We start from the raw sequence: 12,530 nt of genomic DNA, 5'->3' as shown, positions 1-12,530 counted from the left end.
GGCGCGAAGCGGCCCTTGCTCTTCAACTTTAAGAAGCAGTGGGCCTGCTTCGCAGTCCAGCGGGAGCAAGCTCCCTCGCCACAGTGTGATTTGATCAGCCCGAAGGATAACTTATGCCCCGCCCCGATCTGCCGGCCAACGACGAGCGCCCCCTCGCCAGCCCCCCGATCAATGCCGAGCGTCTGCTGCAACTGATCACCGACGAATACGACACCCTGCCGCGCCAACTCAAGCGCATCGCCAGCTACATGAGCCAGCAAAGCGACCGGATCATGGTCGATCGCATCAGCGACATCGCCCGGGAATGCGAGGTGCACCCATCCGCCATCGTGCGTTTCTCGCAACGCTTCGGCTTCAGCGGCTTCAGCGAAATGCAGGCGCTATTCCGCGCCGCCTACACCCACAAAGCCTCGCCGGTGCACAACTACCAGCAACGCATCCGCAGCATGATCGCCAACCAGTCGCAGCAAGCCAGCGACGGCGACCTCGCCCGCGAATGCATCGACGCCACCCGCTCCGGCATCGAACGCCTGGGCCGCGAACTCGACGACGTCGCGTTCGAAAAAGCCGTCGACCTGATCGTCAACGCCGACAACATCTATGTCGTCGGCGTGCGCCGCTCCTTCGCCGTCGCCGACTACCTCGTTTACAACTTGCAACATACTCACAAGCGCATTCACCTGGTTTCCGGGCTGGGCGGCAGTTATCGCGAGCAGATGCGCAGCGTGCGTAGCGGCGATTTGGTGATCGCCATCAGCTTCACCCCCTACGCCAAGGAAACCCAGCACTGCCTGCGCTACGCCCGCCAGCAACAGGCCAACACCCTGATCCTCACCGACAGCCATCTCTCGCCTTTGGCCAAAAACGCCAACAGCCTGCTGCTGGTGAATGAGGGCAGCGCATTGGCGTTTCGTTCGCTGAGTGCGACCTTGTGTTTGTGTCAGGCGTTATTTGTGGCGGTGGCGTATCGGCTGGAATTGAATGTGGATGAGATTCACGAACAAGCCGGTTTTGACGACTGACATTTACCTCAGGCTCGGCTAGGTTATGCCTTCCCACCGGTTCGACTTGAAGGAACGCGTCATGAAACTGATCGGCATGCTGGACTCCCCTTACGTGCGCCGCGTGGCGATCTCCGCCAAACGCCTCGGCATCGACCTCGAACATGAATCGGTCTCGGTGTTCCGCCACTTCGAGCAATTCCAGCAGATCAACCCGGTGGTCAAGGCGCCCACGCTGATCCTCGATGACGGCGTGGTCCTGATGGACTCCACCCTCATCCTCGACTACCTCGAAGCCGCCAGCGGCAAAAGCCTGCTGCCGACCGACCTCAAACAACGCGCCCACGCCCTGCGCCTGATCGGCCTCAGCCTCGCCGCCTGCGAAAAAGCCGTGCAGCTCTACTACGAACGCAATCTGCGCCCGGCCGACATTCAATACCAACCGTGGGTCGAGCGCGTCGAAGGCCAACTCGCCGCCGCCTTCACCGCCCTCGAACAGGAACTGGAAAAAACCGGCCTGCCCACCGACGGCACCCTCAGCCAGGCCGGCATCAGCCTCGCCGTCGCCTGGAGCTTCACCGGCCTTGTCGTCCCCGACCAGATCGACACCCGCCGCTACCCGCACATCGCCCAATACACCGCGTACGCCGAAACCCTCGAAGCGTTCGTCAGCACCCCGATGACCTGACCATGAGCACCACCGACACCGCCGCCCCGGCGTTAAAGGAAATCTTCAACGCCGAACGCCTGCAACACATCGCCAGCGAAATGAGCGCCGTGTACCCGGCGTTCAAGGCCAAGGCGTTTCTCAAGCACGCCAACCAAGGGCTGGCGGAATTGTCAGTGATGCAACGCATGGCCCGCGTCAGCGAAAGCCTGCACGCCGTGCTGCCACTGGACTACGAAGATTCCCTCGAAGTCCTCCGCCAACTCGCCCCCCGCCTCAACAGCGGATTCGTCAGCATGTGCCTGCCGCACTACGTCGCCAGCTACGGCGGCCACGCCTTCGATACCTCGATGCAAGCACTGAAATACTTCACCACCTTCGGCTCCTCCGAATTCGCCATCCGCCACTTCCTGCGCAGCGACCTCGAACGCTCGCTGGAACTCATGCGCGACTGGACCCAAGACCAAAACCACCACATCCGCCGCCTCGCCAGCGAAGGCACCCGCCCCCGCCTGCCCTGGTCATTTCGCCTCGAAGCCGTGCAAGCCAACCCACAACTGGCCGCCGGAATCCTTGATCGGTTGAAAGCCGACGAGAGTCTGTACGTGCGCAAATCCGTGGCGAACCATCTGAATGACGTGACCAAGGAACATCCGGAATGGGTGCTGGGCACGATTGAAGGCTGGCCACTAGAGAACAAACACACGGCGTGGATTGCCAAGCATGCGTTGCGCAGCTTGATCAAACAGGGAGATCTGCGCGCGCTGACGGTGATTGGTGCGGGGGCAAAGGCTGAGGTTGAGTTGCTGGATGTGCGGGTTGAACCGGCGGTGGTGAGGTTGGGTGAGGCGATTACGTTGTCGTTTACGGTGAAGTCGACGGTCGCGCATGAACAGCGGTTGGTGATTGATTATGCGATTGACTATGTGAAGGCGAATGGCGGGGTGTCGGGGAAGGTTTTCAAGTTGAAGACGGTGGGGTTGGCGGGATTTGGGGAAGTGGTTGTGGGGAGGCGGCAGGTGATTAGGGACTTTACGACGCGGAGGCATTTTGTGGGGCGGCATGGGGTGCGGGTTATGGTTAATGGGGAGGTTTTGGGGAGTGCTGCATTCGACATTGTTGCTGGATGAGGGCACGGGTGTATTCGTTGATCTGGGAGTACTCGGACTGATCGGGAATTTCGGATGGGCTGCTTTCGGCCAACAGCGGACGCTCATGAACGACAGGCCTCGGCCAGAAACAGTCGTTTAATTTAAGAAAAGTGGGGACTCTTCTTTAGAACATATTTTCGCTAAAGATCAATTTCCACGGAGAGAGTGCTTGGCAAATACCCAAACTGGCAGATCTGACGCAATCGTGCGAGATATGTATACACGTACAGTTAATTTGTATAAACACTGTATACATATACACTTTTTGCATGCGCAGCGACTGCGCTCAATTACGAATTTCAAGCAAAGTGATGTCAAAATAGTTGCATCCATTCAGTAACCATGGCCTCATGTTCCGATGAATAAGTCATGGATGGCGTTCTCAGTAATTGCCAATCATGGCCCTACGAAAATGCTCACACTGAGATATATGAATGGGAATATCAAAAACATTCATGGAGAAGACAGCCGCACCAGGTGCCAGCGCGGGCTTCGACTACCAGTACTACTATTTTCTTTACAAGATATTAAACCTAAGGAAAGGCCAGTCTGTTGGTCTAGAAATCAAGGACGATGTTCACACCGATGTTGATGGTGATCTACAGCTCCTTTTTCAACTGAAACATACAATTCAGAAACAAGCTGATGGAAAGCCTGTCGCCCTCACGGAGCTCGATGTTGATCTTTGGAAGACGCTTCATAATTGGGCCAAAGTCATCTCTGATCCAAACGCCGACCGCGCAGACGAAACAGCTCAGCTAAAATTTATCTCTAAAACTGAATTTCATCTTGTAACTAACAAAAGCGAAAGCAGCTCTAACAAGTTTGGAAAATTATTAGCTTTTTACGTTGAAGATGACACACCAGAGAACCTCCAAAAAGTTCTATCAAGAATCTCCGAACTGCAGGCGTCAACATCAGACGACACAATGAAGGGGTATATAAGTACAGTTAGCGAGCTTTCCGCAGCAGTAAAGCGGGATTTCCTCAAGAAGGTTCATTTCGAGCTTTCTGAGACAGAAATCATTCAAAAGATAAAAAACTCAATCGCTGAAAAATTTATTCCACCTCGAAAAGTTGATGAGGTTTACGAGCGCCTTAACACCAATATACGAGACAGAAACTACATAACAATATTGAGCGGCAAGGCTTTTTCCGTATCTTTTGATGACTTTAATAATAAGTACTGTAATATTTTTCAAGATGCGCGGAATAACAAACTCTCCAGCCTTCGATTTGAACCAGCTCTTCCTGATGATTTACTCAGACAACCATTCGTTCAACAACTACTATCGATCGATGACGTATATGATCACGAAGATGAGATCATCACGGAATACTCTACGCATAAAATAAGATTGGCACGTAGCTTAGAGCAGTGGGAACAGAGTGGCGAGGTAGTTTATGATGAAGTACAAGCGATGCACCACGAAGTGCATTTAAGATGGAAAAACAATCACCGCATGGCTTACCGGGGCTGTAAGTCAGATGAGGTCAAAGAAAAGGGGCAGGCAATTATTAATAAAATGCGCCAGGAAAAATACAAGCTTGGCGAGGACGAGCTTAGCACCGAATATTCCAATGGTGAGTTATATGAGCTTTCGGATATAGGACGAATTGGTTGGCATAGAGACTGGGAGAAGTTTTGAGCATGAGCGAAAAAAGCACTTTGACCTGGAGCGGATACAATAACTCCGGCATCGCAGCGGTGGCTATCGGAATGACACTAAATCATAGTCACACACTCTCTCTTCCTAAGGCATTACTTATAATGCCTCTCGCAATGCATTCCCCCACAATAAAGTATTTAGCAAATGGGAATACTCGTTCACGAGAGATTTCTTCCCTGACAGCAATTAGACCTGACTTTGTACACAACTTCAGTCAGCGCTTTCATGCAAGTCTAACTCATACGCTTAATGGCCTACAGCTACTATATGGATTAGGCGTAATTAATTACGACGGAAACATCTGTAAAGCAAAACCTTTTGAAGCGAGGCATGCGCTTGGGAAGCGAGCAGAACTTATTACAAGCGCAGCACGAGAAATTTCTCACCTTCTTAAATCTTCCGAAGAAGAATTATATCTAAATTTGCGAGTTCAACTGTGAAATTTGGTATTGATAAAATCCGCCTATGGTCTAAATATAAAGAAGTGCGTGATGTAGATTTTGAGCGTGGAAGGATTAACATCCTTACAGGCGGTAGCAGTCGCGGCAAAACCTCTCTGCTGCATATTATTGATTACTGTCTACTTTCTAGCGAACATAAACTGCCCCACGATGTAATCAATGACAATGTCGCGTGGTACGGCCTGCAGTTCTATATCAACGACAAGACCTTCGTCGTGGCTAGAAAAAGCCCGACTGCCCAAAGCGTATCTGATCAATTTTATTTTTCAGGCATTGGTACAATGCCTGATGTTCCTGAACCGAACGCTAAGAGCGACGATATCAAGGTAATCCTTCAAGCAGAGTTTGGGTTGGATAGCAGCGTTGTTCTCTGGGGCGGACGTGGCCTCAAGCAAGGAACACAGATGTCATTCCGATATTTCATGCTAATGAATACAATTTCGGAAAACACTATTACCAACAGCGAGGTTTATTTTGATAATCAGCAGAAAGATCGGTATCGGGTGGCACTTCCTCAAGTTCTAGACCTTAGCCTAGGTATTGATAGCCTCGACAATATCGGTGCTCGTGAACGAAAAAAAGACATCCTGCGGCAGATTGACAGTCTAGAGAAAAAGAAGGAAAAACTTTCAAACGGAAAGAGTCTATTCGAGGGTGAAGCGAGAGAAATCGCTGCTACCGCTGCCGAATATGGCTTAATCGAAAAAGTCCCAAAAGTCGTCGACATCGATTTTCTGAAAAGCATTGTAGATAGATGCCCCTCTCCAGAAGCTTCTGGTCAAGATGCAAAACGCTTTGCCGACGCAAGGGCAAAAATGTTTGAGCTCAACCGAAAAATGCGAAAGCTTCGAGAGTTCACCGATGAGCACAAACAATACAAGGCGACGCTTAAACTCACGCTCGATAGTTTAAAGCCATTAGAAACGCTCCTTAATCAGACAGATCAGCTTGTCAAAACAGAAATTTTTGATGACTTGATAAATGGTCTAAATGCTGATCTGCGTGCATTAAAGCTAGCCACTGCGAATAAGCAACCTGTAGATACACAGGTTGCAAATATGCTGCGGGATTTGGAAGCCGAGAAGAGAGAACACCAAAAACTCATAGACTCTTTACCTAAAAAAACAAAATCATTTACTACCGTGATTGATCACGCTAGGTTTATCGGAAAAATCGAGGCCAAGCTGGAATCGTATCATGAGGTATCAAGCGATGATCGAGATAGTTATAGCGGTAAAATCCTAGGTTTCAGAAAGCAGCCGAAGAGATCAACGTCCAAGATGTAATCGAAGTTCGACAAAATATCAACCGCCAAATAGATGATATCGCGCAAGCATTGCTGGTAGAAGCCGACTTTGTCATGGATAATTACATTACTTGGCACCCAGCGTTTAGTTTTAAACACAATGTCTTGCAGCTTAGAAAGCCCCAGTCCTCACTTGTTGAAAACGTTGGAAGCAGCTCTAATCATATGTTCATGCATCTGATTTTGTTTCTCGCATTGCATGAGGCATCGGTAGTCAATAACTCCCGCTTTGTTCCAAGCTTTCTATTTATTGATCAACCTAGTCGCCCGTACTACGGTGAGGAGAAAGTTAAGGATGAGGCTCACCTAAAAAGCTCCGATGCTGCCCGGGTCAGTCAAGCTTTTGTGATGCTGGATAACTTTATAACTCGAATGAAATCGAAGCATGGTACAGAGTTTCAGATGATTGTTCTTGAACACGTACCGGTCGATGTTTTCAGCAATCTAAAAAACGTACATGTGCTACCGGAATTTCGAGAGGCTAATGCCTTAATTCCGTTGACATGGAAAGACCGATCGCAAAGCTAATATAGCTGGCCGGACCAGCAAGAAATTGCAGAGCGGCCTATTCCTCAAACTAAATTTGATCCGAAAACCTGATTAGATCTAATTAAAATCTCTAAAATATCTAGTCAGGTCGTCTGACCGTAGGGAGCGGCAATCGGGATTAGCAGTTTCTGGCCGTAAGAGGCTGATTGCGAACGTCTGCTTCTGACCGAGAGCGGACCTTAGTTGAACCCAACATTGACCCGATAACTGTCAAAGATGATTACTTAAAAGAACGCCACTGAAAGACAGGCGAGAGAAGTTTCTGCTGCATGTCTACTGCCAAATCCCATAAGGTATGCCGAATTCCTCAATATACCTCTTGGTCTTTTCACTGACAGAATACGCATAGCGCCCTTGGTTCTTACCTTGACTAGGCCCCAGCGGTTCGACCTCTGCCTGTGCTCTGGCGACTTTGACAGGGCGATGGCACTCGTCCCGAACAAAAACTTGTACAACGCCCCCTGGAGCCAATCCCAGATAAATAGATGCGCTGTAGCTGGCCTGTTCCTCCGGTGTCTCCGGGCACCGCTGACTGACCGATTGCACCATCAGTTGCCTCGCCTCTTCAGGCACATCCACCCATACCTTATAGGTCTGCGGCTCGACAATGGATTGCCAGCGCACGTAAATGCGTTTGGGCAAGCCAGCGCCAATCACTGATTTCGCAGCCGCGCCTACCGCATGCCAACCGCGCGCCGACTCTTTGCCATTCTCTGGTTCACCACCAGCGGCTGTGCCTCCTCCCGTCCGCGTGAATAGCTTGCCGTTTATGTCTTCGACGGCACTGTCCTCAACCCAGACCTTCATGTAATAGGGTTCGGTGAACGCAAGCTCCCACGAATCGGCTTTCGGGTCGTTTTTTACGGAAAGCGGAGAGGCAGACTGGCAGCCGCTCAGTAACAACATGCATACCGCCACAATGCATAGTTTCATTGGTTTACCGCTTACCAACTCCCGTAAGGGATGCCGAATTTCTCGATATATCGCTTGGACTTTTCACTGACAGGATAAGCGTAACGCCCTTGGGTTTTACCTTGGCTTGGTCCTAGCGGTTCGATTTCAGCTTGGGCTTTAGCCACTTTGACTGGATGGTGGCAGGAGTCTCTAACCCACACTTGTACGACACCTCCGGGAGCCAATCCCAGGTAGACCGAAGATATATAGGTAGCTTTCTGGTCCGGGGTTTTCGCACAGCGCTGGTTGACCGAGGTCAGCATCAATTGTCTGGCTTCTTCGGGTATGTCCACCCATGCGCGATAGGTCTGAGGCTCCACGATGGACTGCCAGCGAACAAAAATTCGTTTTGGGAGATCAGCGCCTACTACTGCTTTGGCAGATGCACCCACTCCGTCCCAACCTCGGGCCGATTCTGTACCGTCTTCAGGCTGCCCGCCCGATGCGATTCCACCGCCAGTGCGTAGAAACGTCTTGCCCTTTATGTCTTCCACGGCGCTGTCTTCAACCCAGACCTTCATGTAGTCAGGTTCGGTAAAACCGAGTTCCCACCATGGAGATTTAGGGTCGTTCTTTGCTGAAAGCGGATCGGCATTACAACCGGCCACAAAAAGCGTGCACAGCAGGGCTGCAAATAACTTCATTACCAAAGCGTCCAGTCAGGTACGTGAGGGTGTTTTACCCGGATTGCATCTTCCGTGGGGGCGTTAATGTAAACAGCTCTGAGACCACTTCCATCTCTCCTGCCAAGCGGATGATTCCAGTTGGCAGATGTGTGAATGTACTTGAGCTTGAGCATTTGCTCCTCCTCGGGGGTGGTGCGGTAGTCGCCGGAGACGAAACGATCGCACATAGGCTGGAGTTCTTCAGGAACGAAGAAGCCAGGCGTCTGGGGAATATCTTCGAAGCGAACGCCTTTAGCTTTGGCGAGTTGATGCATCACGCGCAGGCTCACTCTCGACAGTAATCCACTCACCGGACGTTTGAGTTGAACGGCGGCATAGACTCGTTTGACTCGAGGACTCAGTCGATCCTGAGGACTGATCGGCATCAGTAATGGAGCTGGAGTAACTATTTCCAGCATTTCGGAAGGCCAGCCGTTGGCTAACCACTGATTTCTCACATTGACCGCATCCTGATAGATCGATGTGGTAGTGACATCCGCGTAGTTACCCACTTCTAGCGTTTGCATTGGGCTAACGAGCACGCATTCTTCAGCCTCCTCGAGGTAACCCCCGCCCACATCAGAATGCACTCCTGGCAAGACAATTTCCGGATGATCCAACGCTACTCGATTGAGAGCAAAGTTAGCCCTGCATTCGTCCCGCGCAGCCAACTGCACAACGTCGGTGAAATAACGTCGGTCGAGGTAGAGTTTGATCCCCGTTGCGACTGCACTTTTGATGTTGCCTAAATTGGACCATCCAGCAATCGACGGTACAGTGTCGAACAACCCAATGAAGCCCATGTTGATGTCGCTGTTGTATTGATCGACAAAGGTCGAACTGAAGGCATCGGACTTACTGCGGAGAATCTCGCCCAAAGGGCCTTGTCTGCCACGCACGATTTCATTGGCGAAATGTCTGGCGGCTGCCGCACCGCGACTGAAGCCAAAAGTGTCGAAGGTCAACGAAGTAATTTCACTATCGGGATTTTTATCCAATACCTCAGTGATACGCTGTTCGATCAACACGAAAGAAGATTGGACGCGCCCGGCAACACCGGTTTCGCCGCGTCCTGTACCGGCGCCGAATTTACTGTCCTCTTCACCTGAACGGGTGCCTATGCCTTCGACGTAGACCATACCGGAAGCTTTCTTTCGTGGCCCCTCCCCCTCAGCGCGTCGCGGCGCCTCATACAGTTCGCTCAGCTTTTTCACATTGCTGACATCGTTGCCGTAACTGCTATCCGGATCACTCATGTAGGGCATGCAACTCGCAGGAATATCCTGCGGCGCAATCGGATGCTGCGCACCACACAGCAACCCTGCCGCCGTGTTGTTCGCATTGTTACCAGTACCATCAAAGAAAACCCCAATCCTCAACGCAATCCCGATTTTCTCGGGCTCGCGCGCAGGCTCTTTCCCGTGCTTCTCATACTCAGCCCAACGCTGGGCATGAATATCGACGGGTTTGGCTTCTTCGTAGCGGTAGTTTTTCGGGGGGTTGGGAACGTAGCCACTCAATCCTTGATTCCTTGTTCTGATCCTTGAAGAACGGGCCGAAGGGTGACAGCCGAGGCTTGGAGGCGCAAGGCGTGGCTCTGTGCCAGCTCGGTTGAAATTGCTGGGTGCGGCGAGGGTTTGGGCTCGTCGCACCGGGGAGGTCAGTGGGCGATTTCGACGTTGTCGAGGGCCTGGTTTACGGCGAGTTCGCCGAGTATGACGACCTGGGCGATGCCCAGTGCGGTTTTGCGGTGGGAGGTGTCGAGCGTGGCGGCGAAGTTGTTGAGCATTTCGCTGGCGGAGCCGAGGCTTTCGCTGGCGTTGGCGAGCAGGGATTCGGTGTCGCACTTCGGGTTGGCGAGGTACATGGGTTCAGGTTTGTGCGGGCAGGCCATGATTTGGGTGGCCGGGGACAGGTAATGGTCGAGGGCGCGTTCGGCGGCTTCGTGGAGTTTTTTCGAATCGAGGGATTCGTAGGGCGATGCGAGGTCGGTTTCTGGCGGGTTGGGTGTTGGTTTGATCATGGTGAAACTCCTAGTTATTGAAGAGGAGCCTTCACCTTCGCTACCAAACGAAGGGTGGCGGCCACACGCGGGTTGGTAGACCGGTAACTAGGACCCGGCACACCCGAAGGTGTCCTGCGCATGGCCACCATTGAGCAACGACCTGATGAGGTCTGCGAACGGTGCGCAATGCGACTAGTTATGGCGGGCTACCAAACCCGATCACTGTTTTTCAGCGACCGACAGACGATAGAACCCGCGCCCTAGACGCACAAGCCGGCGGATTCTGGCGTACTCGTAGGCGATGGCGCAAGGCGTTGTAGGGCTTCGGTGGTAACCGCAGGCTTCATATAAACATCCCGATTGTTTCCTGTTTATCCGCCGGTTGATCGGGCTACCGATCCAGCACCCACCCCGCAATGATCGGAATGCACTGTTCCGTCCAAAAAAGTCATTTACGCACCTACCTCGCCATCGCCCGGCTCGCTAGAGTGCAGCGCTCTTTTCAACTGGCTGACGTACTGATGAATTTGTGGTTTCGACTGCTCTGCATGCTTTTTCGCCGACCGTGGCGCAAGCCGGTCAATGCGCTGGAATCCACCGTGATCCGCATGCGCGTGTGGCCGCTGGATCTCGATTTGAATCGGCACGTCACCAATGGTCGCTACTTCACCCTGGCTGATGTCGGGCGCATGGATTTTGTGTTGCGCAGTGGCGCGTTCCGGGTGGCGCTGCGTGCTAAAGCGTTGCCAATCGTTGGCGATACCTGGGGTAAGTTTCGGCGTGAGCTGAAGCTGTTTGAAGCGTTTGAAATTCACAGCCGGATGCTTGGCTGGGACGACAAATGGAGCTTCATGGAGCATCGCTTCGTGAGCAAGGGACGGGTGATCGGCGTGGTGGTCATGCGTGGGCTGTTTCGTTCGGCGAAAGGCACGATTGCGCCGGGTGAGTTTGTCAGGGAGTTGGGATTGCCTGAACAGTCGCCCGAGATGCCGGAGTGGTTGACGTCGTGGTCGGCGAGTTGTGATCTGATGAGCCGTCAGCTTAGGGGTGAGGAGGTTTGAGTCATCGGGTGCCTGGATGATCGTGTTTATGGATGCAGTACGGTGTCGTTTGGGCTGGCGTCTTCGCGAGCAAGCCTGCTCCCACAGCTTCGCGGTCAGGCTCGGGAACTCGTTTTGACTGGGCTGGCGTCTTCGCTAGCAGGCTAGCTCCCACAGGTTCTGCGCAAGGCTCGGGAGGGCGTTTGGCCGGGCGGACGCCATCGCGGGCGAGCCCGGCTCCCACAGGGATTGGGGGATGGCTATTGTCGGTGGCGGGTCATGTTGATCAGGGCTGCGCGTCTGCCGCCCGGCGCCGCGCGTTCTTCGATGGAGAACGGGACGAAGCCGAGTTTCGGGTAAAGCAGCAACCCCGCCGTGTTTTCGTTGAAGCAGGACAGCTGCACTTCCCTGGCCTGATACTTTTCAAAGCCGACAGCAGTCATGGTTTCGACGATGTAGCGAGCGACGCCCTGACCACGGGCGTAAGGCGCGACGATGACGTTGCCGATGCAGCAGACGCCGTCGTGCTCGGCACGGTAGAAGTTGGCGAAACCGACGAACTCGCCGTTGGCCAGAAATGCCGTGGAGTCGAAGCGCTGGCTGATCGCGGTGTGCATCTGCTCTTCCGTCAGCGGGAAGCTCGCTTTCGGGAACATGAAGAACAGCTCTTGTTCGCCTTGCGGAAAGCTGCAGAGGGTGTTGACGTCGTCGGCCGTCACTGGCCGGTGGGAGAAATTCATCGCTGCCCTGCCCTCACTTTTTAACCGTCAGATGATGCGCAACCAAGGCGTTGGCATGACCGTGGCCCATGCCGTGTTCCTCCTTGAGCCACGCCACCAGCTCCATGTGCTTCTTGTCGGTGATGCCGGCGAGCAGGTTCAGCCAGTGCTCGATAGGCTGGCCGTATTTCTTTTCGATAGCGGGAAAGTACGACGCCGGGCCTTTTACCTTGTTGTCTTCGCTCATGCTGCCAGCTCCCTTGGGTCACGACGGAGGGTCGGCGGACGCTCCTTGTCGGCAGGTCATAGAGTGGACGCGGGACGCTGTTCCGGCAAGTGGCC

Annotated in this window: 14 protein-coding genes; 8 read left to right on the top strand and 6 right to left on the bottom strand. The window is 52.9% G+C overall.

Annotation, left to right across the window (positions count from 1 at the left end; genetic code table 11):
- Window positions 1-113: 113 nt before the first annotated feature.
- From QMX91_RS13520 to QMX91_RS13490, 7 genes are all read left to right on the top strand, one after another.
- On the top strand, window positions 114-1,022 hold the full coding sequence (locus tag QMX91_RS13520; RefSeq protein WP_007966905.1) for a MurR/RpiR family transcriptional regulator: 909 nt from the start codon (window positions 114-116) through the stop codon (window positions 1,020-1,022).
- Between the two features lie 61 nt (window positions 1,023-1,083).
- Window positions 1,084-1,689, top strand: a complete 606-nt coding sequence (locus tag QMX91_RS13515; RefSeq protein WP_282412872.1) for a glutathione S-transferase — start codon at window positions 1,084-1,086, stop codon at window positions 1,687-1,689.
- Between the two features lie 2 nt (window positions 1,690-1,691).
- Window positions 1,692-2,798, top strand: coding sequence for a DNA alkylation repair protein (locus QMX91_RS13510; protein ID WP_282412871.1), 1,107 nt, complete (start codon window positions 1,692-1,694; stop codon window positions 2,796-2,798).
- A 455-nt stretch (window positions 2,799-3,253) separates the two neighbouring features.
- Entirely contained in the window at window positions 3,254-4,468 is a 1,215-nt protein-coding gene (locus tag QMX91_RS13505) for an ABC-three component system protein (protein ID WP_282412870.1), read from the top strand.
- A gap of 2 nt (window positions 4,469-4,470) precedes the next feature.
- Complete coding sequence (locus tag QMX91_RS13500; protein ID WP_282412869.1) at window positions 4,471-4,929, top strand: three component ABC system middle component; 459 nt, start codon at window positions 4,471-4,473, stop codon at window positions 4,927-4,929.
- Window positions 4,926-6,236, top strand: a complete 1,311-nt coding sequence (locus QMX91_RS13495) for a hypothetical protein (protein ID WP_282412868.1) — start codon at window positions 4,926-4,928, stop codon at window positions 6,234-6,236. Before QMX91_RS13500 ends, QMX91_RS13495 begins: the two co-directional genes overlap by 4 nt.
- Window positions 6,218-6,784 carry a DUF3732 domain-containing protein gene (locus QMX91_RS13490; RefSeq protein ID WP_349016834.1) on the top strand — a complete coding sequence of 189 codons (567 nt, stop codon included), beginning with the start codon at window positions 6,218-6,220 and terminating at the stop codon, window positions 6,782-6,784. Before QMX91_RS13495 ends, QMX91_RS13490 begins: the two co-directional genes overlap by 19 nt.
- A 294-nt stretch (window positions 6,785-7,078) precedes the next feature.
- Here the strand turns inward: QMX91_RS13490 and QMX91_RS13485 are convergent, their stop codons facing one another.
- The 4 genes from QMX91_RS13485 to QMX91_RS13470 all read right to left on the bottom strand — a co-directional run bounded on the left by QMX91_RS13485 (window position 7,079) and on the right by QMX91_RS13470 (window position 10,447).
- Entirely contained in the window at window positions 7,079-7,738 is a 660-nt protein-coding gene (locus QMX91_RS13485; RefSeq protein ID WP_282412867.1) for a DUF2931 family protein, read from the bottom strand.
- Window positions 7,739-7,749: 11 nt separating this feature from the next.
- Complete coding sequence (locus tag QMX91_RS13480; protein WP_097090296.1) at window positions 7,750-8,403, bottom strand: DUF2931 family protein; 654 nt, start codon at window positions 8,401-8,403, stop codon at window positions 7,750-7,752.
- Complete coding sequence (locus QMX91_RS13475; RefSeq protein ID WP_282412866.1) at window positions 8,403-9,944, bottom strand: DUF2235 domain-containing protein; 1,542 nt, start codon at window positions 9,942-9,944, stop codon at window positions 8,403-8,405. Before QMX91_RS13475 ends, QMX91_RS13480 begins: the two co-directional genes overlap by 1 nt.
- A 140-nt stretch (window positions 9,945-10,084) precedes the next feature.
- Entirely contained in the window at window positions 10,085-10,447 is a 363-nt protein-coding gene (locus tag QMX91_RS13470) for a DUF6124 family protein (RefSeq protein ID WP_282412865.1), read from the bottom strand.
- 503 nt (window positions 10,448-10,950) lie between these two features.
- Here QMX91_RS13470 and QMX91_RS13465 point away from each other — a divergent pair.
- Window positions 10,951-11,490: a thioesterase family protein gene (locus tag QMX91_RS13465; protein ID WP_027611744.1), complete on the top strand. Its 540-nt coding sequence runs from the start codon at window positions 10,951-10,953 to the stop codon at window positions 11,488-11,490.
- A 239-nt stretch (window positions 11,491-11,729) separates the two neighbouring features.
- On the opposite strand, the gene QMX91_RS13460 is transcribed toward QMX91_RS13465, so the two are convergent.
- Window positions 11,730-12,209: a GNAT family protein gene (locus tag QMX91_RS13460; protein ID WP_282412864.1), complete on the bottom strand. Its 480-nt coding sequence runs from the start codon at window positions 12,207-12,209 to the stop codon at window positions 11,730-11,732.
- 13 nt (window positions 12,210-12,222) lie between these two features.
- A complete protein-coding gene (locus QMX91_RS13455) occupies window positions 12,223-12,435 on the bottom strand; it encodes a DUF4287 domain-containing protein (RefSeq protein ID WP_064587993.1) in 213 nt (70 codons plus the stop codon).
- Window positions 12,436-12,530 lie beyond the last annotated feature (95 nt).

Origin of the sequence: Pseudomonas sp. PS01299, assembly GCF_029960145.1 — a bacterium.
Taxonomy (GTDB): Bacteria; Pseudomonadota; Gammaproteobacteria; order Pseudomonadales; family Pseudomonadaceae; genus Aquipseudomonas; species Aquipseudomonas putida_A.
The sequence above is the reverse complement of the archived record's forward strand: the minus strand, read 5'-3'. Positions and strand labels throughout refer to the sequence as shown.